The organism is Oceanicaulis sp. HTCC2633 (genome assembly GCF_000152745.1).
In the GTDB taxonomy this organism is placed as follows: Bacteria; Pseudomonadota; Alphaproteobacteria; order Caulobacterales; family Maricaulaceae; genus Oceanicaulis.
Window position 1 is genome coordinate 2086443 of sequence record NZ_CH672428.1, and the last position, 22359, is coordinate 2108801.

The 22359-nt window shown below is 63.6% G+C and carries 24 protein-coding genes; 18 read left to right on the forward strand and 6 right to left on the reverse strand.

All coding sequences use genetic code 11. The features are described 5' to 3' along the window. Window positions 1–240: 240 nt before the first annotated feature. The 4 genes from xth to OA2633_RS10000 all read right to left on the reverse strand — a co-directional run bounded on the left by xth (window position 241) and on the right by OA2633_RS10000 (window position 5283). On the reverse strand, window positions 241–1050 hold the full coding sequence (xth, locus tag OA2633_RS09985) for an exodeoxyribonuclease III (protein WP_009802423.1): 810 nt from the start codon (window positions 1048–1050) through the stop codon (window positions 241–243). A gap of 32 nt (window positions 1051–1082) precedes the next feature. Next, window positions 1083–1709: a hypothetical protein gene (locus OA2633_RS09990; protein ID WP_009802424.1), complete on the reverse strand. Its 627-nt coding sequence runs from the start codon at window positions 1707–1709 to the stop codon at window positions 1083–1085. A 305-nt stretch (window positions 1710–2014) separates the two neighbouring features. Further along, window positions 2015–4060, reverse strand: a complete 2046-nt coding sequence (locus tag OA2633_RS09995) for a bifunctional diguanylate cyclase/phosphodiesterase (RefSeq protein ID WP_241760704.1) — start codon at window positions 4058–4060, stop codon at window positions 2015–2017. A gap of 221 nt (window positions 4061–4281) precedes the next feature. Next, window positions 4282–5283, reverse strand: a complete 1002-nt coding sequence (locus OA2633_RS10000; protein ID WP_009802426.1) for an adenosine kinase — start codon at window positions 5281–5283, stop codon at window positions 4282–4284. A 138-nt stretch (window positions 5284–5421) separates the two neighbouring features. Between OA2633_RS10000 and OA2633_RS10005 the strand changes: the two genes are divergently transcribed. Further along, entirely contained in the window at window positions 5422–6318 is an 897-nt protein-coding gene (locus OA2633_RS10005; RefSeq protein WP_009802427.1) for a RimK family alpha-L-glutamate ligase, read from the forward strand. On the opposite strand, the gene OA2633_RS10010 is transcribed toward OA2633_RS10005, so the two are convergent. Further along, on the reverse strand, window positions 6315–6899 hold the full coding sequence (locus tag OA2633_RS10010) for a hypothetical protein (RefSeq protein ID WP_009802428.1): 585 nt from the start codon (window positions 6897–6899) through the stop codon (window positions 6315–6317). The genes OA2633_RS10005 and OA2633_RS10010 overlap by 4 nt on opposite strands. A gap of 71 nt (window positions 6900–6970) precedes the next feature. Between OA2633_RS10010 and OA2633_RS10015 the strand changes: the two genes are divergently transcribed. The 14 genes from OA2633_RS10015 to trmB all read left to right on the forward strand — a co-directional run bounded on the left by OA2633_RS10015 (window position 6971) and on the right by trmB (window position 18528). After that, on the forward strand, window positions 6971–7447 hold the full coding sequence (locus OA2633_RS10015; RefSeq protein WP_009802429.1) for a universal stress protein: 477 nt from the start codon (window positions 6971–6973) through the stop codon (window positions 7445–7447). An 89-nt stretch (window positions 7448–7536) separates the two neighbouring features. Beyond that, window positions 7537–8097, forward strand: a complete 561-nt coding sequence (locus OA2633_RS16735; RefSeq protein WP_009802430.1) for a NifU family protein — start codon at window positions 7537–7539, stop codon at window positions 8095–8097. A 90-nt stretch (window positions 8098–8187) separates the two neighbouring features. Beyond that, on the forward strand, window positions 8188–8826 hold the full coding sequence (locus OA2633_RS10025; RefSeq protein ID WP_009802431.1) for a malonic semialdehyde reductase: 639 nt from the start codon (window positions 8188–8190) through the stop codon (window positions 8824–8826). A gap of 3 nt (window positions 8827–8829) precedes the next feature. Next, complete coding sequence (gene tsaB, locus OA2633_RS10030) at window positions 8830–9477, forward strand: tRNA (adenosine(37)-N6)-threonylcarbamoyltransferase complex dimerization subunit type 1 TsaB (RefSeq protein ID WP_009802432.1); 648 nt, start codon at window positions 8830–8832, stop codon at window positions 9475–9477. Then, window positions 9474–9917 carry a GNAT family N-acetyltransferase gene (locus tag OA2633_RS10035; RefSeq protein ID WP_009802433.1) on the forward strand — a complete coding sequence of 148 codons (444 nt, stop codon included), beginning with the start codon at window positions 9474–9476 and terminating at the stop codon, window positions 9915–9917. Before tsaB ends, OA2633_RS10035 begins: the two co-directional genes overlap by 4 nt. Before the next feature lie 103 nt (window positions 9918–10020). Beyond that, window positions 10021–10437: a Fur family transcriptional regulator gene (locus tag OA2633_RS10040; RefSeq protein WP_009802434.1), complete on the forward strand. Its 417-nt coding sequence runs from the start codon at window positions 10021–10023 to the stop codon at window positions 10435–10437. 125 nt (window positions 10438–10562) lie between these two features. Continuing rightward, the gene (gene miaB / locus OA2633_RS10045) at window positions 10563–11969 is read left to right on the forward strand and encodes a tRNA (N6-isopentenyl adenosine(37)-C2)-methylthiotransferase MiaB (RefSeq protein WP_009802435.1); all 1407 of its coding nucleotides are present in this window, start codon (window positions 10563–10565) and stop codon (window positions 11967–11969) included. After that, window positions 11966–12979 carry a PhoH family protein gene (locus OA2633_RS10050; RefSeq protein WP_009802436.1) on the forward strand — a complete coding sequence of 338 codons (1014 nt, stop codon included), beginning with the start codon at window positions 11966–11968 and terminating at the stop codon, window positions 12977–12979. The genes miaB and OA2633_RS10050 overlap by 4 nt, the downstream gene beginning before the upstream one ends. Continuing rightward, window positions 12972–13448, forward strand: a complete 477-nt coding sequence (gene ybeY, locus OA2633_RS10055; protein ID WP_009802437.1) for an rRNA maturation RNase YbeY — start codon at window positions 12972–12974, stop codon at window positions 13446–13448. Before OA2633_RS10050 ends, ybeY begins: the two co-directional genes overlap by 8 nt. Window positions 13449–13450: 2 nt before the next feature. Further along, window positions 13451–14380, forward strand: coding sequence for a hemolysin family protein (locus tag OA2633_RS10060; protein ID WP_009802438.1), 930 nt, complete (start codon window positions 13451–13453; stop codon window positions 14378–14380). Continuing rightward, window positions 14381–16012 carry an apolipoprotein N-acyltransferase gene (gene lnt, locus OA2633_RS10065; RefSeq protein WP_009802439.1) on the forward strand — a complete coding sequence of 544 codons (1632 nt, stop codon included), beginning with the start codon at window positions 14381–14383 and terminating at the stop codon, window positions 16010–16012. It begins immediately after the preceding gene. 56 nt (window positions 16013–16068) lie between these two features. After that, complete coding sequence (locus OA2633_RS10070) at window positions 16069–16503, forward strand: helix-turn-helix domain-containing protein (RefSeq protein ID WP_009802440.1); 435 nt, start codon at window positions 16069–16071, stop codon at window positions 16501–16503. A gap of 75 nt (window positions 16504–16578) precedes the next feature. Then, window positions 16579–17763, forward strand: coding sequence for a methionine adenosyltransferase (metK, locus tag OA2633_RS10075; protein WP_009802441.1), 1185 nt, complete (start codon window positions 16579–16581; stop codon window positions 17761–17763). A gap of 84 nt (window positions 17764–17847) precedes the next feature. Continuing rightward, a complete protein-coding gene (gene trmB / locus OA2633_RS10080) occupies window positions 17848–18528 on the forward strand; it encodes a tRNA (guanosine(46)-N7)-methyltransferase TrmB (RefSeq protein ID WP_009802442.1) in 681 nt (226 codons plus the stop codon). Here trmB and OA2633_RS10085 read toward each other — a convergent pair. Next, the gene (locus tag OA2633_RS10085; RefSeq protein WP_009802443.1) at window positions 18525–19166 is read right to left on the reverse strand and encodes a hypothetical protein; all 642 of its coding nucleotides are present in this window, start codon (window positions 19164–19166) and stop codon (window positions 18525–18527) included. The genes trmB and OA2633_RS10085 overlap by 4 nt on opposite strands. 218 nt (window positions 19167–19384) lie before the next feature. Here OA2633_RS10085 and rimP point away from each other — a divergent pair, with 218 nt between their 5' ends. Genes rimP through OA2633_RS10100 form a run of 3 tightly spaced genes read left to right on the forward strand, consistent with a single transcriptional unit; the run spans window position 19385 to window position 22315 of the window. Continuing rightward, the gene (rimP, locus tag OA2633_RS10090) at window positions 19385–19921 is read left to right on the forward strand and encodes a ribosome maturation factor RimP (protein WP_009802444.1); all 537 of its coding nucleotides are present in this window, start codon (window positions 19385–19387) and stop codon (window positions 19919–19921) included. 19 nt (window positions 19922–19940) lie between these two features. Beyond that, window positions 19941–21677, forward strand: a complete 1737-nt coding sequence (gene nusA / locus OA2633_RS10095; protein WP_009802445.1) for a transcription termination factor NusA — start codon at window positions 19941–19943, stop codon at window positions 21675–21677. Beyond that, on the forward strand, window positions 21674–22315 hold the full coding sequence (locus OA2633_RS10100) for an RNA-binding protein (protein ID WP_009802446.1): 642 nt from the start codon (window positions 21674–21676) through the stop codon (window positions 22313–22315). Before nusA ends, OA2633_RS10100 begins: the two co-directional genes overlap by 4 nt. Window positions 22316–22359: the final 44 nt, after the last annotated feature.

Below are 22359 nucleotides of genomic sequence, written 5' to 3' on the forward strand. Positions count from 1 at the left end.
CATTAGCCGTGGATAACTAGTTTGGCCTAGTAGACTCATACTGCGGAGCGGAGTCAGAATTAGGGCATGCAGTACTTGAACTACTGCATGCCCTAGTCAGTTTTGAGCTCTTGAGTAATCTTGGGCTGGCTAGCAGCCCGGTTGCGGGTCCCGTAAAGGAGGGCAGCGCAAAGCGCTGTCCTCTCTTTGTTTGAAACATGCGATACTGATTCTGCGTGGTCAAGACGAAGCTAGTTAAGGTCAGCCCAAGCGCAGGGTGACCGGGGCATGGTCTGACGGCTTTTCCCAGTCCCGGGCGTTATCCCAGATCCGGAAGCTGTCGCGGCCGTCCTTGAGGGCGGCGTCCTTCAGGGCCGGGCTGACCCAGATATGATCGAGACGCCGGCCCCGATTGGAAGCGCGCCAGTCCTTGCTGCGATAGCTCCACCAGGTGAAGAGCTTCTCCGGTTCGTCGATCAGTTCACGGGCCACGTCGATATACTCGCCGGCCTCAAGCCAGGCGTTCAGCGCCTCCACCTCGACCGGGGTATGGGAGACTACTTTAAGAAGCTGCTTGTGGGACCACACATCGTGTTCGCGCGGAGCGATGTTGAAATCGCCCACCAGCACGAGCGGCGCGTTTTCCTTGGCGCGATCCGCCGCATAACCCTTCAGGCGCTCGAGGAATTCAAGCTTGTGCGCGAAGCGCGGATTGATCTCCGGGTCCGGCTCGTCGCCGCCCGCGGGAATGTAATAGTTCTGAAGCTCCACGCCGTTGACCCGGACCCGCTGGAAACGCGCTTCCCCGCGCGGGCAGAGCTTGTCCTGATCGAGCGGCTCGATGGGCGTGCGCGAGGCGATGGCGACGCCATGCAGGCCCTTCTGACCGACGATATGCAGATGGGGGAAGCCCATCTCCTCGAATTCCTTGCGGGGGAACTGGTCGGGCAGACACTTGATCTCCTGCAGGGCGATCACGTCAGGCTGGGCCTCCTTCACGAAACTCGCCACATGAGGCGCGCGCAGACGGACAGAATTGATGTTCCAGGTGGCGAGCGTGAACGGGGTCATGGGCAATCCTGAGTGAAGGGCGGTCAGCGATATCAGAGAATGTTGTAGGTGGCGCCGGCGACGCCGACCGGCCAGCGGCCGCGCACATAGAGCCGCCAGCGGGCGAGGAAGGGGTGGGGCGGCTCGTCATCCTCGGCTTCCGCCAGAAGCACCAGAACCGCGCCATGGGCGGCCTGGACCAGGCCGCCGGCGGCGGCGTTGATCACCGCTTCATCATACATGTCGTCCATCGAGGCGCTGGCCTCGGCGGCCTGTTTGGCGAGTTCGCCGATCTTGGAGGCGACCAGCGTCAGGGCCGCTTGCAGCGCCTGTTCGTCCAGCCGCTCAAGCGCGCGTTCGACCAGAGCGGCGCGCTGCATCTCCTCGGCCTCCCAGGCCCAGGGATCGCGATCAAGCGTTTCGGCGGCGGCGATGGCGTCGGACCAGTCGCCCATTTCCGCCGGTTCCGCCTCGGGAATGCCCAGACCATCGAGATAGGCGCGCGCCAGTGCGATCTCGCGCGAATCCAGCGGCTCGCCCAGGCGCGAGAAGAAGGCCGGATCGCCCACCGATTCGGCAAAGGCGCGGGCCTTGTACAGAAGCGGGATTTCTTCAAGCAGGCGCGCGATCTCGTCTTCGGCGCCGGCTGAGTCAGACGGGGAGGGATCAAAATCGGTCATGATCCCTGTTTAACCCGGCTGAAGCGGGAGCGACAGGGAGCGGTGTAGCGCGATCGTGGAATAAAGAACGCCCGGCGACCTGGGGTGAAGTCGCCGGGCGTTTTGCCTCGCGCTCATCAGGGACGGAGCGCCGTCATGACGCTGGGGGGAACGTCATGACATCCTGAAGCGTCGGGGGGACGGCGCGCTATCAGGAGCAGCCCTCAGCTGCAGGTGTAAGAATGCCACAAAATCCAAGAAAAGCGAATTAAAAAGTTGAAAGGCCTTGTGCGTGATATTTGTGAATCACGCAACTGTGATCCGGGTTATCCCGCAACACTCTGCTCGCCGCCTGGAGCCGCAAAGGCTTCCAGCTCCGCGAACGGCATGGGACGACCGAACAGATAACCTTGGGCCAGGGTCGCGCCCAGGGCGCGCAGCGCGCGATACTGGTCGTTGGTTTCCACGCCTTCGGCCACGGTTTTCAGCTTGAGTGATTTGGCCATCGCCAGAATGGTCTCAACCACGATGCGCGCATGCTCGTCCTGGCTCATGTCGCGGACAAAGCTCTGGTCGATCTTGAAGACATCGAACGGCATGCGCGTCAGATAGGACAGCGAGGAGTGGCCGGTGCCGAAATCGTCAATGGCGAAGGTGACGCCCAGACGACGCAGCGGTTCGATCTGCTCGATCACGCGTTCAGGCTCGCGCATGGCGGTGGATTCCGTCAGCTCCAGCTCGAGAAGCTCCGGCGGCAGGCCGGAATCCTGCAAGGCTTCGAGCACGGTCTGGGAGAAGCCTTCGCTTTCGAACTGCATGGCCGAGACATTGACCGCGACCGGAATATTCATGCCGCGCTCGCGCAGGATCTGCGCTTCGTGACAGGCGCGACGCAGCACCCAGTCGCCGATTTCCCCGATCAGACCGCATTCCTCGGCCGCCTGGATGAAGGCGCCCGGCGACAGAAGGCCCGCCGTCGGGTGACGCCAGCGCACCAGCGCCTCGGCGCCGGCGATGGAGCCGTCCACCATGGAGACCTTGGGCTGGTAGAACACCACCAGCTGGTCGTCGCGCACCGCTTCGCGCAGCTCGTTCTCCAGCACCAGACGCTCGAAGGCGCTCTGGTTCATGGAGCTTTCGAAGAATTCGCAGGCATTGCCGCCGGCGCGCTTGACCGAGGCCATGGCGAGATCCGCGTGGCGCAGCAGGGTTTCCGGATCAGAACCGTCGCGCGGGAAGCAGGCGATGCCTGCGGAGATGCCGAGGAAGACCTGGTGCCCGGAAATCTCGAACGGGCGGCGTACGGAATCCACGATGCGGCGCGCCAGGCGTGCGGCGTCCGCGCTGTCGCGCAGGCGCGGCAGCAACACGGTGAATTCATCCCCGCCCAGACGGGCGACCATGGACGGTTCCTTGGTCAGCTCGCCCTGGGACAAATCCCAGCCGCGCACGGCTTCGCGCAGGCGGCGGCCCACCGCTTCGAGCAGGCGGTCGCCTTCGCCAATGCCGAGGGAGTCGTTGACGCGTTTGAAACGGTCCAGATCGAGGAACAGGATAGCGCCCTGTTCACCGGATTCAGTGGCTTCCCGGGCGACGCGCTCGACTTCCTTGCGGAAGCGTTCGCGGTTGGGCAGCTCGGTGATCATGTCCACATAGGCAAGGCGGTGGACGCGTTTCACAGAGGCGTCGAGCCGCGCGAACATGCGGTTGAAGGCGTTCGCCAGCACTTCCAGTTCATCGCCGGTATTCACCTCGATGCGCAGGTCCAGCTTGCGCGAGGAGGCGAGACGGGCGGCTTCGGTCAGGCGGCGCACCGGACCCAGCGCCTTGCGGACGATCAGCGCGACCACAGGCAGGAAGATGATCAGGGCGACCGCGGCGATGATGACCTGGCGCGTGATGATGTCGATGGCGGGCGTGACGACGGCGGACATGGGCACGGTGGCGACAACAGCGCCGATCAGGCGGCCATTGTAGAAAACCGGTTCGGCCACGCGGATCTCGTCGCCCACCATCTCGACCCGGGTATCCACCGCGCCGACGGCGGACTGGACCAGATGATCGGCGGCGCGATCGCCGATTTCATAGGGCACGTCGCCATAGGAGGCGATGACGCGGCGATTGACGTTGGCCACATAGACCGAGCTGACATCGTCGCGCTCGCCAAAATCCGTCAGAAGGCGATTGGTCAGACCTTCCATGTCGCTGACGGCAATGGCGTTGGCGGCTGTGGTGGTGAACAGTTCGGTGATCAGTTCGGCGTGGACCAGGCCGGCGGCCTTGTTGTCCTGAGCCTTGAGCTGGTATTCGACGGCCATGAGCGCAGTCGTGGCGACGACGAGGATCACCCCGCAAAGCAGAGTGAATTTCATCACCAGAGATCGCATCACTCTGGAAATTGCATGTCGGATCGGCGCCATCAGGACCCCAGCTGCAGGCGAAAGGCGTGCGGAATGCACACGAGACACCGTGAGCCTGAACTGATGTGCTAAAAATCAGGTTAAGGACGGACTGAAAAACAAAAAGGACCCTGCAACAGCAGAGTCCTTGATGAATCTTTCGAAGATTTTGGCGTCCGATTTCAAGCTCGGAACTAATCCAGAGAGACGCCTTTGCTCGCGGCCAGATCCTTGAGGGAGACCAGCGGCCGCGCGCCCATATGGGAGATCACTTCCGCCGCTGCGATCACGCCCAGCCGGCCGCAGGTGTAAAGGTCCGCCCCACGCGAATACCCCGCCAGGAAGCCGGCGGCGAACTGGTCGCCTGCGCCCGTGGTGTCCACCACATGCTCGACGGGGTCGGCGTCCACACGCACTTCCTCGTCGCCGGACACGATCACGGCGCCCTTTTCGGAGCGGGTAATGGCGGCGACGCGGGTTTCGGCGCGGACCTTGGCGAGTGCGGTCTCGAAATCTTCGACCTCATAGAGCGCCTTGATCTCGGCCTCGTTGGCGAACAGCACGTCGATATGGTTCTTCACCAGATGGCGGAAGCTGTCGCGGTGACGATCCACGCAGAACAGGTCCGACAGGGTCAGCGCGACGCGGCGGTCGGCGGCCTGGGCGATTTCCGACGCGCGGACGAACGCCGCTTTGGCTTCCGGGCGGTCAAACAGATAGCCCTCGAGGAAGGTGACGGTGGCGGACTTGACGAGATCGGCGTTGATATCGTCCTCATCCATCATCGTGGACGCGCCCAGGAAGGTGTTCATCGCCCGACGCGCATCGGCGGGCACGGCGATCAGGCAGCGCGCCGTGGACGGGCCGTCTTTCAGAGGCTTGGTGTCGTAATGCACGCCGATCGAGCGCAGGTCATGGGCGAACACTTCGCCCAGCTGGTCATCGGCGACCTTGCCGATATAGGCGCCGCGGACGCCCAGGCTCGCCACGCCGGCCAGCGAGTTCGCCGCCGAGCCGCCCGAGATTTCCTGCGCCGGCGGGAAGGCTTCATACAGCGCTTCGGCCCGCTCCTCGTCGATCAGCAGCATGGCGTCCTTGGCGAGGCCGTGCTGCTCGATGAAGGCGTCGTCCACAGAGGCGAGCACGTCCACAATGGCGTTGCCGACGCCAAGAACGTCGAAGCGGGTATCGGTCATGAGCGGAACTTCCTGAAGCTGAAATCGGGGCGCGTGTACCGCGCAGCGTGCGCAAACTCAACCCGCAGAGAGGTTCTGGTAAAGCGCGAGGAGGCGCGGTAAGCGGAGGCGCCAGCGCCATCAGCTTTGAGGAAGCCCATGACCCGTATCTGTTTTCTGACCTCGGCCGACATGATGAAGGACCGTCCCGGCGCACGGGAGGACTGGTTCGAGTTCGATCTGGAGTTCGGGGCCCTGTCCAAGGCCTGTGAAGCGGCGGGGATTTCGCTGGAAGCCTGCATCTGGGACCAGGACTTTGACGCGTCGGTCTATGACGGCTTCATGGTGGGCACGGTCTGGGATTATCCGCCCAAGCTCGACAATTTTCTCAAGACGCTGGATCGGCTCAACGCCATCGCGCCGGTCTGGAACAGCCCGGCGCTGGTGCGCTGGAATATCGAGAAGACCTATCTGCGGGAACTGGATGAAGCCGGCGCGCCCTCCATCCCGACCCTGTGGGCGGACAAGGCGGATGACGCCGCGATCGCGCAAGGCTTTGAGCGCTTTGGCGGCGACAAGCTCGTGGTGAAGCCGCTGGTGGGCGGCGGCGCCTGGCGTCAAGCCCTGGTCAGGAAGGGCGAACCCCTGCCGGCTGCGGACGAGCTGCCGCTGGGCGCCTGCCTGATCCAGCCCTTCCTGCCCGGCGTGCCTGAAGAGGGCGAATACTCGATGATCTTCTTCGGCGACCGCTTCTCTCATGGCCTCAACAAGCGCCCCAAATCCGGCGATTACCGGGTGCAGTCGCTCTATGGCGCGACCGAGGCGGTCTGGACGCCGGGCGAGGACGAGCTGGCCCTGGCGCGCAAGGTGCTCTCAACGGCGCAGGACATTACCGGAGAGGACGCCTTCCTCTATGCCCGCGTGGACATGGTGCGCGGTCTGGATGGCGAGCTGGCGCTGATGGAGCTCGAGATCATCGAGCCCTATCTCTATCCAGAGCAGGGCCCGGATCTGGGCAAGGTCTTTGTCGAGGCCCTGAAGGAGAAGCTGGGCTAGTCGGTTTTCGGAACCGCCCTGAAGCGGGTGATCAGGCCTTCGGGGTCATAGGGCACGGGCCGTCCGGGCCGGAAGACAAAGGCCAGATAGCCGCCAATGGCGGCGAAGGGCAGACCGGCGAGCGCCATTATGGCGCTCTGCTCTTTCAGCATCATCCAGCCCATATAGCTGACCGCCATGCTGGTCATCACCACGCCGATCCCGCCCATCAGCAGCCGGAAGCCCAGGGTCTGGCCTTCGGTGAAGCGCACCGCGCCGAACCGGGGCCGCAATGCCTCATGCACGTGCACGAGAAGCGTCTGGAAATCGAGCGCATTGTCCTCCCACACCCCGGGGCTGACAGCCTTGCGGCTACCGAAGACGATCTCGCCGGACGGTCCGGCGACCCGGCAGACCACCTGGCTCTGCTGCCCGGCCAGTTCGACCGAGAGCCGCACGCTGGTAACCGCATCCAGCGCGATGCGGCGCTCCAGCCGACCCTCCTCGACCCATTCGATCCGGTCGGGATAAAGGATCACCTCGCGCGCCGGGTTGATCGGGTTGCGGCGGTCTTTGAGCCGGGCGAGCGGAGCGTCAGTCATGTCAATCTGTCTCAGAGGGTGTGGTTACACGCCCTCTTGCCGGAAATGACGGAACGCGGCAACGTTCGCCCATGAGCGCACCCCGTAAATTCCTGCTGATCGCCGACGGCACTGAAGAAAGCCGGTCGGCCGCCTATTTCGCCGCGCGCCGCGCCCGCAATACGGGCGGCGTGGTCACCGTGCTGGCCGTCGTGAACACCGAAGGCGGGTTCGAGCACTGGCTGGGCGTGGGCGAGACCATGCGCGCCGAAGCCCGCGCCGCTGCCGAGGAGGCCCTGGAAAGCCTGTCCGAGGATGTGGAAGAGGTCACCGAGACCCGGCCTGAAGTCATCCTGAAGGAAGGCGATCTGATCGAGGCGTTGCGCGAGCTTCTGGAAACCGATCCCGCCATCTCGATCCTGGTTCTGGGCGCTGCGGTCGGCAAGGACGGCCCCGGCCCGCTCGTCAATGCGCTGGGCCGCGGCAAGGGCCTGTTCGAGGACAGGACCATTCCCGTGACCGTGGTGCCGGGCAATCTGTCGCGTGAGGATATCAAGGCGCTGACCTGAGGCGAGGCTTGCCCCTACTGCCTCTGGGGTTGAACGCGCCCGTCCTGCAGGCCATTTCAAGGGCCAAACCAGCGCCCGGAAAGCCCGTCATGTTTATCCAGACCGAAGACACCCCGAACCCTGACACGCTGAAATTCCTGCCCGGCCAGTCCGTCTCTCTGGACGCCCCGCGTGATTTTGCGACCCCGGAAGAGGCCGAGAGCTCCTATCTGGCGCGCGAACTGTTCCGCGTGGAGGGCGTGATCCGGGTCTTCGCCGGTCAGGACTTCATCTCGGTCACCAAGGCGGAAGGCGTGGACTGGCCCCATATCAAGCCCGCCGTGCTGGGCGCGATCATGGATTGCCTGGAGAGCGGCAAGTCGCTCTTTTCTGATGCCGATGATGACGGTCATGCCGCCTATGAGGGCGAAGCCGCCGGGATCGTGAAGGAGATCAAGGATGTCATCGACACTCGCGTCCGTCCGGCCGTGGCGCGCGATGGCGGCGATATCGTCTTTCACAGCTATGACGAGGCGACGGGCGTGGTGAATCTGCACATGCGCGGCGCCTGCGCGGGCTGCCCCTCCTCCACGATGACGCTCAAGCAGGGCATCGAGAACCTGCTCAAGCACTATGTGCCTGAAGTGAGCAGCGTCGAGGCTGTGCTTTAATCGCTTTAGAACCAAATCACGTGATGGTCGTTTCAAAGACGACCCGATCCTGTGTCTGATCCATATCCCTTACCGAACCCGGAGCCTCCCATGTCTGACAGCCAAGCCCCGCTCGCCCTGGACGATCGCCATTCGGTTCTGAGCGACCATGCGCTCGATCAGCTGTTCCGCGGCGCCCGGACCTTTTATTCGTGGGAAGACAAACAGGTGTCGGAAACCACGATCCGCGCGCTCTACGAGCTCCTGCAATATGGTCCGACCAGCGCCAACCAGTCGCCCGCGCGCTTCCTGTTCCTGACGGGCGAGAGCCAGCAGCGTCTCAAGCCGCACCTCATCGAGTCCAATGTCGAGAAGACCCTGACGGCGCCCCTGACCGTGGTGCTGGCCTGGGACTGGAACTTCCATGAGAAGATCCCCCAGCTCTTCCCGCACGCCCCGGAAGCGAAAGACTGGTTTGAATCCGATGAAGCCCGCTTCGAGAACGGCTTCCGCAACAGCACCCTGCAAGGCGCCTATCTGATCATGGCCGCGCGCGCGCTGGGGCTCGATTGCGGCCCGATGTCCGGTTTTGACAAGGACGGCGTGGATGAGGAATTCTTCAAGAATGATCCGGAAATGGGCGCCTGGCGGTCCAACTTCCTGATTAATGTGGGCTATGGCACCACCGAGAAACTGTTCCCGCGTCTGCCGAAGCTCGCCTTCGAACAGGGCGCCAAGCTGTTGAAGTAAGACATGACCCAACCCGCCTTGCTGGTGGTGGACACAATTGGTCCTTGGTGCGCCTGTGCGGTGAAGGCCGGGGACAGCGTGTTTGAACGCGCTGAAGAGATTGGCCGCGGCCATGCCGAACGGCTGGCGCCCATGGCGGCCGAGCTTCTCGAGGAGGCGGGGATCCGCCCGCAATCGCTGGACCGGATCGGGGTCAATATCGGCCCCGGCGGCTTCGCCGGCACGCGCGTCGGCGTCGCCTTCGCGCGTGGACTTGCGCTGTCCACGGGCGCGAAGGCGCTGGGCGTGTCCAATCTTGACGCCCTCGCCTTGCGTTCGGACCCGGACGGCGCCCGCACCGTCATGGCGATCCATGACGCCAAACGCGGCGATCTGGTCTGGCGGATCTTCACCCATGGACGGCCCGTTACGGATGTCAGCCATGGCGATGCGCGTGACGCTGCAGACGAATTTGAAGCGTTCGGGGATGTGATCCTGACCGGGTCGGGCGCCGTGCATCTGGGCGCGGACCCCCACCATTTTGATCCCGCGCCGCCTCTGCGCGCGCTTCTGGCTCTGACCGAGCGCGCGCCCGCCGATGCGCCCGCCCCCTCTCCGCTCTATGCGCGTCCGCCGGACGCCAAACTGCCTGGCGGCAAGACCCCGGCATGAGCCTGCCCGAGATTTTCGAGGCGGGTCCGGAAGCGGCGGACCTTTATGCCGCGCTTCATGCGCAATGTTTTCCCGACCCCTGGAGCGAAGCCGACTTTGCAAGGCTGCTGGCCTCGTCAGGGGTTCAGGGTCTGATCGCCCGCGCTCAGGACGACCCCCAGGGCCTGTCGCTCATTCGCAGCGTGGCGGGCGAATGCGAGCTACTGACCATAGGCGTTCTGCCCGCTGCGCGCCGCACCGGCGTGGGCGCGTTCCTGTTGGCGCAGTCGGAGATCGCCGCCCGCCGCGCCGGGTCCAAACGCCTGTTTCTGGAAGTGTCCGAACGCAATGCGCCCGCCGGCGGGCTCTATGAGCGCGAAGGCTATCGCCAGATCGGATTGCGCAAGGGCTATTATCGCGATGGCGCCGCCGCACGGGTTCTGGCGCGCGATCTGGTCTGAATTTGATCCTGAGTTAGAGTCGCGCGACATATGGACACGGCCCGCCGAGGCTGGGTATCAAGTCAGGGACGGGGTTCACGCCCCACAGCCAAGGGAGATGGCGATGCCGGACCGTATCGAGAAGCTGTGCGTGGAAAAAGGCCTGCGCATGACCGAGCAGCGCCGCGTCATCGCGCGCATCCTCTCCCAGGCTGAAGACCATCCTGACGCGGAAGAACTGCATCGCCGCGCTTCGGAAGTGGATGCCCGCATCTCGCTCGCCACGGTCTACCGCACGGTGCGCCTGTTTGAAGAGGCTGGCATCATCGAGCGCCACGACTTCCGCGACGGCCGCTCGCGCTATGAAGAGGCCTCTGACGACCATCACGACCATCTCATCGATCTGAAGACCGGCGATGTGGTCGAATTCATGGATGAAGAGATCGAGCGCCTGCAGGAAGCCATCGCCAAGCGCCTGGGCTACAAGCTCGTCGATCACCGGCTCGAGCTCTATGGCGTGAAGATCGAGGACGGCAAATAGGGGCGCGTTAACCGCGCGAGAGGCAGCCGATCTTCAAGCGGCGCCTTGCATCCGCCCCACTCTATCCCCATAACCCGTCCTCCCTTATCCACAGTTCATCGCCGCCAGGGAGGCCGGCTCCGCCCATGACCGATATCATTCGCGACGCCGAGACCACGGGAAAAGAGCGCAAGCGCCTGTTCATCAAGACCTATGGCTGTCAGATGAACGTGTATGATTCCGAGCGCATGCGCGATGTGCTGGCGCCGCTGGGCTATGAGCCGGCGGACGAGCCCGATGGCGCGGATCTTGTGATCCTGAACACCTGCCATATCCGCGAGAAAGCCGCCGAGAAGGTCTATTCCGAGCTCGGGCGTCTGAAGACGCTCAAGGAAGAAAAGGCCTCCACCGGCAAGCCCATGACTATCACGGTGGCGGGCTGCGTGGCGCAGGCGGAAGGCGCGGAGATCCAGCGCCGGGCGCCGGTGGTGGATCTGGTGGTGGGTCCGCAGACCTATCACAAGCTGCCTGAACTGATTGCAAATGTGCACCGTGAACGCGGCGAAGCGCTCGATACCGAGTTCGAGGTCGAAGAGAAGTTTGACGCTCTCGCCACGCCTGAGCGCCATGTGGATGGCTTTACCGCCTTCGTGACCGTGCAGGAAGGCTGCGACAAGTTCTGCACCTTCTGCGTCGTGCCCTACACCCGCGGTGCGGAATGGTCCCGCCCGGTCGATCAGATCGTCGCCGAAGTTCGCGCATTGGCCGCCAAGGGCGTGCGCGAGGTCACCTTGCTGGGCCAGAACGTCAACGCCTTCCATGGCGAAGCGCCCAAGGGCGATCCCGAAGGCGGGGTCTGGGGTCTCGGGCGGCTCGTGCGCCATCTGGCGAAGATCGGCGGCATTGAACGCATCCGCTTCACCACCTCTCACCCCAAGGACATGGATGACGACCTCATCCAGGCCTTTGCGGACGAGCCCAAGCTGATGCCCTATTTCCATCTTCCGGTGCAGGCGGGATCGGACAAGATTCTCAAGAGCATGAACCGCTCGCACACGGCGGCGGAGTATCTCGACATCATCGCGCGCCTGCGCGCAGCCCGTCCCGACATCGCCATTTCCGGCGACATGATCGTCGGCTTCCCCGGCGAGACCGAAGCCGATTTCGAGGCGACCATGGAGCTGGTGCGCCAGGTCAATTACGCGTCGTGTTTCTCGTTCAAGTACTCCAAGCGTCCCGGCACGCCGGGCGCGGCCATGTTCAACCAGATCGATGAAACCGTGAAAGGCGAGCGTCTGGCGCGCTTGCAGGCGCTTCTGACCGAACAGCAGGTCGCTTTCAACCAGTCCATGATCGGCAAGACCCTGCCGGTTCTGTTCGAGCGCGAAGGTCGTTTCGAGGGGCAATTGTCCGGTCGCAGCCCCTATCTGCAGGCGGTTCATTGCGAGGGCCCGGTTGAACTCATCGGTCAGATCGCCAATGTGGAGATAACCGGGGCGACCAAGAACGCCCTGTCTGGACGTCTGGCTACAAAGGAAAGCGCCGCCGCGTGAGCCGCTCATCAAAACCGCGCCGCCCCCGCAAGGCGGCGTCCGAAACGCTTCATTTTGAAGATTCCGATCTTGTTCGCATCATCGCCGGACCCGGTCACGAGAACTTCGCCACGCTCGAGCGCGAACTGGAGGTTCAGCTCGAGGCGCCGGGCGGTGGGCAGATCGTGATCACCGCCGAGGAGGCTCGCACGCGCATCGAGGCGCGCCGGGTGCTCAATGCGCTCTATGGCCGCGCCAGCGAGGGCCTGCCGATCGATCCGCCTGCCGCGCGCGCCGCCTGCCTGATGGCCGATGACGATGCGGGTGAAGAGATCGACGCCGTCATCCGCGTGCCGCGCGGCGCAAGCTTCGCCGCGCGCACCAATGGCCAGCAAAGCTATGTGAAGGCGCTCAAGAACGACCGCGCCTATGACATGATCTTCGGCGTCGGGCCCGCCGGCACCGGCAAGACGCTGCTCGCGGTCGCCTATGGCGCCTCGCAACTGGCGCTGGGCGCAGTGGAGCGTCTGATCATCACGCGACCGGCCGTTGAAGCGGGCGAGCGTCTGGGTTTCCTGCCCGGCGACCTGACCGAGAAGATCGATCCCTATCTGTTGCCGATCTGGGACGCGCTGCGCGATTCCCTGGGTCAGCGCATCAGCGAGAAGATGCGCGAGGAAGGCCGGGTCGAAGTGGCCCCGCTCGCCTTCATGCGCGGCCGGACGCTGAACAAGGCCTTCGTCATCGTGGACGAGGCGCAGAACGCCACCATTCCGCAAATGCGCATGGTCCTGACCCGTCTGGGCGAGGGCTCGCGCATGGCGGTGACGGGTGATCCGACCCAGACCGATCTGCGTCGCGGCGAACCCTCGGGCCTGCCACATGCCTTACGCCTTCTTCAGGATGAAGAGCGGATCGCCGTGCACCGGTTTGACCGATCTGATGTGGTGCGTCACGGTCTGGTGGCGCGCATCGTGGACGCTTACGAGCGCGATGATGCGGCCCGCAAGGATGAGCCTGGTCATGACTGATGTGGTGATTGAAGACGAACGCGTTGAATTCGTTGTTGAAGCAGACGCCTGGTCTGGCCATGACGGCTTGATGAGGGCCTGTCTTCAGGCCATCGAGGCAGGCCTGAACGCGATCGAGGATCCGCGCGCAGGCGCGGCGGTGATCCTGTTTTCCGACGACGCCACCGTGCACGAGCTCAATCGCCGCTTCAGGGACAAGGACAAGTCCACGAATGTGCTGTCCTTCCCTGCGCCCGAGCGCGAGGGCTATCCCGGCGATGTGATCCTGGCGTACGAGACCTGTGCGAAAGAAGCACAGGCGGCCGCCATTTCGCTTATCGATCATGCGGCGCATCTGGCGCTGCATGGCGTTTTGCATTTAAACGGGTTTGACCATCAGGAGGAAGACGAGGCCGCCGCGATGGAAGCGCTGGAAACAGCGGTTCTGACCGGCCTGGGGATCCAGGATCCCTACCTCGTACAGGAATAGGCATGAACGACGATCCGTCTTCGCGAAGTCTTGTGGCCCGTCTGAAACGGGCCTTTAACGGGACGCGTCCAGAGGACGTCCCCCAAATTGACGAGCCGATCGTGAACGGCGCGCCCGATCCCATCGACGCCAGCGCCTTCCTGGTCAATATGCGCGAGTTCCAGGACATGCGCGTGGACGATGTCATGGTGCCGCGCGCCGATATCGTCGCCATCGAGATCGAGACCCCGCTCAAGGAGCTGGCGCGCGTCTTCGGCGAGGCCACCCATTCGCGCCTCCCGGTCTTCCGCGAAACCCTCGATGATCCGGTGGGTCTGGCCCACATCAAGGACGTGCTGGGCTATATGTCCCGCTTCGCCGAGGAAGGCGCCGGCGCGGGCCCGGACAGCTGGGCGGACATGCGCATCCTGCCCGCCATTCGCCGGCCGCTGCTGTATGTGCCCGCTTCCATGCGGGCCTTTGACCTGCTGCTCAAGATGCAGTCGCGCCGCATGCACATGGCGCTTGTGGTCGACGAGTTCGGCGGCACGGACGGGCTGGTGACGCTGGAAGACCTGATCGAACCCATTGTGGGCGATATCGAGGACGAGCATGACGAGGCGGAGACGCCCAACATTCTCGCCAAGGGCCCGCATTGCTGGGAAGCGGATGCGCGCGCCATGATCGAGGATCTCGAGGAGATCGTCGGGTGCGACATCGCCAGCGAAGAGGAAGAAAACGACGTCGACACGCTCGGCGGTCTGGTCTTCCACCTGGCGGGACGCGTGCCCGAGCGCGGCGAAGTGCTGGCGCACCCGTCCGGATTCGAGTTCGAAGTGCTCGATTCCGATCCCCGTCGCATCAAGCGTCTGCGCGTGAAGCCCGGCGCAGGCTCCACACTGGCGGGGGACGAGGCAAGCCGGGTGGCCGCCGGCGCCATCAGTCCGGACTAGATGGTGACGGGTCTTCTGCATCGTGCGCGCCGCTTTCGCGCGGCGTATCGCGCTTTGTCAGGCTGGCGTCTCTTTCTTCTCCTGTTCTTTCTGGGCGGGTTCAGTGTACTCGGTCATGCACCCTTCTTCGCATGGCCCGCCTATGCTGTGGGGCTGAGCGCCCTGGTGCTGGCGCTGGATGACGCCAAATCGCGACAACGTCCGCTTCGAAGCGGTTTCATCCGCGGCTTCTGGTTCGCCAGCGGCGCATTCCTGGCCGGCACCGGCTGGGTCGCCAACGCCTTCCTGGTCAGCGCCGAGGATTACGCCTGGCTGATCTGGGCGCCGTTGATCGTGCTGCCGGCCGGCCTCGCGCTGTTCTGGGGCGCGGCGGGAGCGCTCTATGTGCGCTTCGCCCCCCGTCATGCGGGCCGGATCGGCGTCTTCACCGTGATCGTGATGGCGCTGGAATTCCTGCGCAGCACCATTCTGTCGGGCTTTCCCTGGAATCTGCCCGGTCATGTCTTCGAGGCCGGCGGCGCGATCAGTCAGACCGCCAGCCTGATCGGCGCCTATGGCCTGTCCGTGCTGGCCCTGTTCGTGTTCTCCGCGCCGGCCGCGCTCAGTGGTCGCGGTCCGCGCCTGGCGCGCGGAATTCCGCTTGTGATGGGCGTCTGCCTCCTCTTGGCGAGCTGGGGCTACGGGATCACGCGCCTGTCCGGGGCGGACGATATCGCGCGGACCGACAACCAGGTGCTGCTGGTCTCCCTGAACCTGCCCCAGACTGAGAAACGCTATGCCGCCCGGCATGACATTCTGGAACAGTATCTGGCCCTGAGCCGGACGGGTGATCTGTCCCGTGTGGAGGCGGTGATCTGGCCTGAGGGCGCCATTCCCGCCATGCTGCTTGATTCTCCGGACCTGCTGGCGGAGCTGTCCGACGGTCTGCCGCCGGGGACTCGGCTGATCACGGGAACAGCCCGTGCGGAGTATGGGCTGGGCGGGCGACCCCGCGCCTATTTTAATTCACTGGTCTCGATATCTTTGGAAGAAAATGGCGCTGTGCTTGAGGCACAGTACGATAAATCCCGACTGGTCCCGTTCGGTGAAAGCAATCCGTTACGCCTGCTGACGGAATGGATTGGTTTCGACAGTTTGTCGGAGTTGGCGCCGTACTACTCTCCAGGCGCGGGCGCCCGGACGCTCAATCTTGAGGGATTGCCGGGGCTGGCGCCGCTGATCTGCTATGAGGCCGTGTATCCGAGGTATTCGCCAAGACAGTCAAATAGACCAGATTGGTTGTTGAATATTTCTAATGACTCCTGGTACGGGAATTCATCTGGACCTCAACAATTGCTTAACCAAACCCAATATCGCGCCATAGAAGAAGGCCTACCCCTGGTAAGAGTAGCGGCGGCTGGAGTCTCAGGACAGATCGATCCTTATGGTAGGCTCATTGAATCCATTCCTTCAAAATCAACTGAAGTATTGATGATTACATTGCTTGAAGGATTGCACGAGACGCCGTATGGGAAGTATGGAAATGCACTCTGGGTAATTGTTTTGCTGGTTTTGGCTGCAGTAGCGCATTTTCTATCGGTTGTGGCGACTACGCATTTAGGTAGAGCGCTGCAGCCCACCGAGGGGCGTTGAGCGTATCGCATCCGGCCAAACTATGGTTGTATGCCTGCGTAGATAAGGAATTCGAAATGACTGCCAATCCGAGAGGCCCGAATGCGGTGGATCGCCATGTGGGATCACGTATCCGGCTTCGGCGTCAGCTTTTGAATCTGAGCCAGGAGAAGCTGGGCGAAGAGCTCGGCGTGACCTTCCAGCAGGTTCAGAAATACGAGCGCGGCACCAATCGGGTCGGGGCGGGCCGTTTGTGGAACCTCGCCAAGGTTCTGGATGTGCCGGTGTCGTTTTTCTATGACGGCGTGGCGGAAACCGTGGGCCAGCCGGGCTTCTCTGAAGGCGACCAGACGCCCATCGTGGATGATTTCATCCAGTCCGCGGACGGGGTGGCGCTGGCGCAGGCTTTCGCCCGCATCAAGGACTCCAAGGTGCGCCGCCGTATTCTCGAACTGGTGCGCACGCTGGCGGCTGAGGAAGCCGAAGCCACCGCGACCGGGGCTGCATCTTAAAAACACTGTGACCGGACGGGCCTTGCTTTCCGCGCGCCAATAGGGTTTAAGCCCGCCATATAAAGATCGCTTTATATGGAGCACGCGTTGGCCCGTTCGTCCTATCTCTTCACCAGTGAAAGCGTGTCCGAGGGTCACCCGGACAAGGTATGCGACCGCATCTCCGATGCGATTCTGGACCTGTTCCTGAGCAAGGATCCGGTTGCGCGCGTGGCGTGCGAAACCCTGACCACCACGAACCGCATCGTTCTGGCCGGCGAAGTGCGCTGCGCGGGCGAGATCAATGATGACGAGATCGAGTCCGTGGTCCGTCGCGCCGTGCGCGACATCGGATACGAGCAGGACGGCTTCCACTGGAACACCGCAGAGCTGCACAACTTCCTGCACGAGCAATCGGCCGATATCGCCCAGGGCGTCGATGAGGGCGCGGGCTCGTTTGTGGATGAAGGCGCGGGCGACCAGGGCATCATGTTCGGCTTCGCCTGTGACGAGACGCCGGAGCTGATGCCGGCGCCGATCACCTATTCGCACCAGATCCTCAAGGAAATGGCGCGCCTGCGCAAAACCGGCGAACGCCCCGAGTTCGAGCCGGACGCGAAATCCCAGGTCACCCTGAAATATGAGAACGGGCGTCCGGTGGGCGTGACCTCCGTGGTGGTCTCCACCCAGCACAAGGATGGCGTCAGCCTTGATGATGTCCGCGAGCTGGTGCGCCCGGTGGTGCAATCGGTTCTGCCCGACGGCTGGTTCCCGCCCGAAGACGAGTTCTACGTCAACCCGACCGGCAAGTTCGTCATTGGCGGTCCGGATGGCGACGCCGGCCTGACCGGTCGCAAGATCATCGTGGACACCTATGGCGGCGCAGCCCCCCATGGCGGTGGCGCGTTCTCGGGCAAGGACCCGACGAAGGTGGACCGCTCCGCGGCCTATGTGGCGCGCTATCTCGCCAAGAACGTCGTGGCGGCGGGTCTGGCGCGCAAATGCACCATCCAGCTCAGCTACGCCATCGGCGTGTCCAAGCCGCTGTCTGTCTATGTGGACACCCACGGCACCGGCGATGTGGATGAAGCCAGGCTGGAAAACCGCCTGCGCGAGCTGGTCAATCTCAGCCCGCGCGGCATCCGCACCCATCTGGGCCTGAACAAGCCGATCTTCGAGCGCACCGCCGCCTATGGCCATTTCGGCCGCACGCCGGACGCGGATGGCGGTTTCTCCTGGGAGAAGACCGACCTCGTCGATCAGCTCAAGGACTTCGCCTGATTCTAAAGGCTTTGACCGAACAGGGAGCCGGGTTGTTTCAGCCCGGCTCTTTGTTTTTCAGGAGAGGGCGGGTAAAGGGCCGTCATGACCGAGACCCGACCCCAGAACCGACGCCTCTACGGCCGCGCCAGCGGGCACAAGCTGACCGATCGCCAGCAGGCGCTCGTGGAGACGCAACTGCCTGCGCTGAGCTGGGCGGATGAAGGCCCGCTCGACCCCAAAGCTCTTCTGCCCGGCTTTGAGCGCTATGTGCTGGAAGTGGGTTTTGGCGGGGCCGAGCATCTGGTGGGTCAGGCGGACCGGGCGCGGAAAACCGGCTTTCTCGGGATCGAGCCCTTTCTCAATGGCGTCGCCAAGGCGCTGGTGGGGATCGAGGATCATGAGCTTGAGAATGTGCGGGTGAAGCGCTCCGATGCGCGCGACGAGATGGTGCGCATGCCTGATGGCGCGTTTGACCAGATCTATCTTCTGTTCCCCGACCCCTGGCCCAAGAAGCGTCACGCCAAGCGGCGTTTCGTGCAGCCTGATACGGCGGCGGAGTTTGCGCGGCTTCTCAAATCCGGCGGACGCCTGCGCGTGGCGACCGATGTGCGCGCCTATGCCGATCACGCCTTGCCGATCCTGATGGCGGCCGAGGGCTTGAGCTGGACGGGCGAGCAGGCGACCGACTGGACGCAGAACCCGGCCGATCACATCGTCACCCGCTATCAGTCCAAGCATCTGGGCGATATCGACCCGGTCTTCTTTGATTTCGTGAAGATCTAGCTCTCGCACTGGCTGGAATAGGCCTCGGCGTAAGGGCGGTCCCAGCATGTCAGCAGCCGATCCACGACGCCCAGATTCTGCGGCTGTTCCACAAAGCCCTGGGGCATGGTGATGTGCGGGTTCTCGGCCAGGAATTGACGTCGTGAGGCCATTTCTTCCTCACTGGGCGTCATGGTCGCCAGCTCGGCCCGCGCCGCCTCGGCTGCGGCGCGATCGCGTTGCAGGAAGGCGATGGTGGCGTCGACATAGAGATTCCAGTCGGCAGTGCTGAAGCGGGCGGCGTCTAAATAGGCGATGGCTTGTTCGGGTTCGTCGCTCATGGCGAGCATTTGTCCCGCATGCCAGCCGATCACGCCTGGCTGTTCCGGATTGAAGTGCGGGGAATGATCCATGTAGGCGATCAGAAGGTCCGCTGCGGCCCGTTCGCAGCCCGGCTCATCGCCCACAGGTCGCCAGCCGCCTGAAAAGTCCTGATCGAAGCTCTGGGGATCCAGCGCCATCAGGGCGTCGAAACGCTCTGCATCGACCTCACAGGCCATCAGGCGCTCGCGCGCATCAGGGCCGAGTTGAGCATAGGCGTCGCCCGTATCGCCCTGCAGGGCCGCGAGTGCGACCGTGACGGCAAGAGCGTTGAACATGGTAAGGTCTCCCCTGACGGTGAGATCATGACCCAGCCCGTCGTGCTTCAGGATTAAACTTTGGAGAGCTTGCTGAGCGCCCCCCGTTGCCAATCGGGGGCTGAAGGCGTATAAGCGCCTCAAAGTTCGATATGTCGGATGACATGTTCGAGCGGCTCGGGGTCCCGGGCCGCTTTTTTCGTACCCGCATCCGGCCCAGACGCAGATACACGACGCCCATGAAAGCCAACAGCCCGCAAGACAAGCGCATCCTCGAGATCGCCGAGCCTCTGGCCGAGACCCTCGGGCTTGAAATCGTGCGTGTGCGGGTGATGGGCGGCAAGAAGACCACGGTGCAGATCATGGCCGAGCGCCATGACGGCACGATGGTGGTTGAAGACTGTGCGCGGCTGTCGCGCGCCCTGTCGGAAGTTTTTGATGAGGCTGATCCGGTCTCGGGCGAGTATGATCTTGAAGTATCCTCGCCCGGCATTGACCGGCCTCTGACCGCGCTCTCTCATTTTGAGCGCTGGGAAGGGTTCGAGGCCAAGATCGAGCTCGATCGGCTGGTGGAGAACCGCAAGCGCTTTCGCGGCATGCTCGCCGGGATCGAGGACGACAACGTACTGATGGATCTGGCGGGCGAGGACGACACGGCTGTCATCCCGTTCGAGTGGATCGCAGACGCCAAGCTGGTCATGACCGACGCTCTCGTGGAGGCGAGCCTGAAGGCTCGTGGTCCCATCGAGGGTGAAGACGGTCAGGCCGACGAGTAGAACGAGAAGGAACGCGGATATGGCCATCGGGGTCAGCGCCAACAAGCTGGAAATCCTGCAAATCGCCCGCGCGGTGGCGCAGGAGAAGATGATCGATGAGTCGATCGTGCTGGAAGCCATTGAAGAGGCGATCCAGAAGGCGGCCCGCTCGCGCTATGGCGCGGAGCTCGACATCCATTGCAAGATCAACCCCAAGACCGGCGAGATGCGTCTGACCAGCCGCACCACCGTCGTGGAAGAGGTCGAGAACGAAGCGCACCAGATCACGCTCGACGAAGCGAAGAAGCGCGATCCGGAAGCCGAGATCGGTTCCTTCTACGAAGAAGAGCTGCCGCCGATCGAGTTCGGCCGCGTCGCGTCCCAGACCGCCAAGCAGGTGATCACCCAGAAGGTTCGCGAAGCCGAGCGCAAGCGCCAGTTCAACGAGTACAAGGACCGCATCGGCGAGATCGTCAACGGTATCGTCAAGCGCGTCGAATACGGCAATGTCATCATCGACCTGGGCAAGGCCGAAGGCATTATCCGTCGTTCGGACGGCATTCCGCGCGAAAGCCTGCAGGTCAATGACCGCGTGCGCGCCTATATCTATGACGTGCGTGAGGAGACCCGCGGCCCGCAGATCTTCCTGTCGCGCGCCCATCCCGACTTCATGGCCGCCCTGTTCGCGCAGGAAGTGCCGGAAGTCTACGAAGGCGTCATCGAGATTCCGCGCGTGGCGCGCGATCCGGGTTCCCGTGCGAAAATCGCCGTCATTTCCAATGACAGCTCCATCGATCCCGTGGGCGCCTGCGTCGGCATGCGCGGCAGCCGCGTGCAGGCCGTCGTGAACGAGCTGGCGGGCGAGAAGATCGACATCATTCCGTGGAATCCCGATCCGGCGACCTTCATCGTCAACGCGCTGCAGCCGGCCGAAGTCGCCAAGGTGGTGCTCGATGACGAGGCCGAGCGCATCGAAGTCGTCGTGCCCGACGATCAGCTGTCGCTGGCGATCGGTCGTCGCGGCCAGAATGTGCGTCTGGCCAGCCAGCTGACCGGCTGGGCCATCGACATCCTGACCGAGGAAGAAGAATCCGAGCGTCGCCAGAAGGAATTCTCCGAGCGCACCTCGACCTTCATGAACGCGCTGGATGTGGACGAGGTGATCGCCCAGCTGCTGGCCACCGAAGGCTTCGCCGAAGTTGAAGACATCGCCTTTGTCGAGCTCGACGAGATCGCCGTCATCGAAGGTTTCGACGACGACACGGCCCAGGAAATCCAGACCCGCGCCCGCGAATTCCTCGAAAAGCGCGCCGCCGAGCAGGATGCCCGCCGCAAGGAGCTGGGCGTGGAAGATGCGGTCCTGGATGTGGAAGGCGTCGACCTGCCGATGGCGGTCAAGTTCGGCGAGAACGAGGTCTGCACCATCGAGGATCTGGCGGGCCTGACGCCTGACGATCTGCGCGGCTGGTACGAGACCCGCGATGGCGAGCGCGTGCGCGAGCCGGGCATTCTCGAAGGCTCTGACATGTCGCCCGAAGACGCCGAAATGCTGATCATGCGCGCGCGTGTGATTGCAGGCTGGATTTCCGAAGAGGATCTGCCCCAGGCCGAGGTCGAAGTGGAAGAGGTTGAGGACGAGACCCTTGACGAAGAGGCTTCCGATGTCGATCTGGAAGACATCGATCTCTCCGATCTTGAAGCTGAAGCCGAGAAGCTGGGCGTGGACCTGGCCGATCTGCTGGACGCTGACGCGACGGAGGAAGACGAGCAGTCGTGAGCCGCGGGGCGCGTCATGGCCGATCCAAGCCGGTGCGCGAACGCCGTTGCGTCGCCACCGGTGAGGTGAAGGGGGAGGACGACCTCCTCCGTGTCGCGCTCAGCCCTGAAGGCCGCGTGACGCCGGATGTGGCGGCGCGCCTTCCCGGTCGGGGCGGCTGGGTCAGCGCCGACCGGGCGCTGGTCGACAAGGCGGTTAAGAAGCGCCTGTTCAATCGGGCCTTCGAGCAGCCGGTCGAGGCGCCGGAAGATCTGGCGGACCAGTTCGAGGCGCTGATCAGGGCGCGTCTTCTGAGCCTTCTGGGTCTGGCGCGCCGGGCCGGACGCGTGGAGCTGGGATCGGATGCGGTGCGCATGGCGCTGCAATCGGACCCGGAGCCGGCGTGGAGAATTGAAGCCAGCGACGCGGCGCCTGACGGGCGCAAGAAGCTGGATCACCTGGCCAAGGCCGTGGAATGCACGGCGCCGGTGCTGGGATGTTTTGACGCTGAAACCCTGAGCGGGGCCCTCGGCGTCGGGAATGCGGTCCATGCGGTTCTGGCCGATGGACCTGAAGCGGCGGGGTTTTCCGCCCTCGCGTTCAAGCTTGCAGGCTTCGTTAACCTCGATCCTGCGGGCGGAGACGCACAGAAGAGTTGAAACGCCTTGGAAGCTGGCTAGTTTAGCGGGCCTTCAGGCCGGGG

Coding starts and splice junctions, on each gene's coding strand:
- xth (WP_009802423.1), bottom strand. CDS start 1,050: ATGACCCCGTTCACGCTCGCCACCTGGAACATCAATTCTGTCCGTCTG.
- OA2633_RS09990 (WP_009802424.1), bottom strand. CDS start 1,709: ATGACCGATTTTGATCCCTCCCCGTCTGACTCAGCCGGCGCCGAAGAC.
- OA2633_RS09995 (WP_241760704.1), bottom strand. CDS start 4,060: ATGAAATTCACTCTGCTTTGCGGGGTGATCCTCGTCGTCGCCACGACT.
- OA2633_RS10000 (WP_009802426.1), bottom strand. CDS start 5,283: ATGACCGATACCCGCTTCGACGTTCTTGGCGTCGGCAACGCCATTGTG.
- OA2633_RS10005 (WP_009802427.1), top strand. CDS start 5,422: ATGACCCGTATCTGTTTTCTGACCTCGGCCGACATGATGAAGGACCGT.
- OA2633_RS10010 (WP_009802428.1), bottom strand. CDS start 6,899: ATGACTGACGCTCCGCTCGCCCGGCTCAAAGACCGCCGCAACCCGATC.
- OA2633_RS10015 (WP_009802429.1), top strand. CDS start 6,971: ATGAGCGCACCCCGTAAATTCCTGCTGATCGCCGACGGCACTGAAGAA.
- OA2633_RS16735 (WP_009802430.1), top strand. CDS start 7,537: ATGTTTATCCAGACCGAAGACACCCCGAACCCTGACACGCTGAAATTC.
- OA2633_RS10025 (WP_009802431.1), top strand. CDS start 8,188: ATGTCTGACAGCCAAGCCCCGCTCGCCCTGGACGATCGCCATTCGGTT.
- tsaB (WP_009802432.1), top strand. CDS start 8,830: ATGACCCAACCCGCCTTGCTGGTGGTGGACACAATTGGTCCTTGGTGC.
- OA2633_RS10035 (WP_009802433.1), top strand. CDS start 9,474: ATGAGCCTGCCCGAGATTTTCGAGGCGGGTCCGGAAGCGGCGGACCTT.
- OA2633_RS10040 (WP_009802434.1), top strand. CDS start 10,021: ATGCCGGACCGTATCGAGAAGCTGTGCGTGGAAAAAGGCCTGCGCATG.
- miaB (WP_009802435.1), top strand. CDS start 10,563: ATGACCGATATCATTCGCGACGCCGAGACCACGGGAAAAGAGCGCAAG.
- ybeY (WP_009802437.1), top strand. CDS start 12,972: ATGACTGATGTGGTGATTGAAGACGAACGCGTTGAATTCGTTGTTGAA.
- OA2633_RS10060 (WP_009802438.1), top strand. CDS start 13,451: ATGAACGACGATCCGTCTTCGCGAAGTCTTGTGGCCCGTCTGAAACGG.
- lnt (WP_009802439.1), top strand. CDS start 14,381: ATGGTGACGGGTCTTCTGCATCGTGCGCGCCGCTTTCGCGCGGCGTAT.
- OA2633_RS10070 (WP_009802440.1), top strand. CDS start 16,069: ATGACTGCCAATCCGAGAGGCCCGAATGCGGTGGATCGCCATGTGGGA.
- metK (WP_009802441.1), top strand. CDS start 16,579: ATGGAGCACGCGTTGGCCCGTTCGTCCTATCTCTTCACCAGTGAAAGC.
- trmB (WP_009802442.1), top strand. CDS start 17,848: ATGACCGAGACCCGACCCCAGAACCGACGCCTCTACGGCCGCGCCAGC.
- OA2633_RS10085 (WP_009802443.1), bottom strand. CDS start 19,166: ATGTTCAACGCTCTTGCCGTCACGGTCGCACTCGCGGCCCTGCAGGGC.
- rimP (WP_009802444.1), top strand. CDS start 19,385: ATGAAAGCCAACAGCCCGCAAGACAAGCGCATCCTCGAGATCGCCGAG.
- nusA (WP_009802445.1), top strand. CDS start 19,941: ATGGCCATCGGGGTCAGCGCCAACAAGCTGGAAATCCTGCAAATCGCC.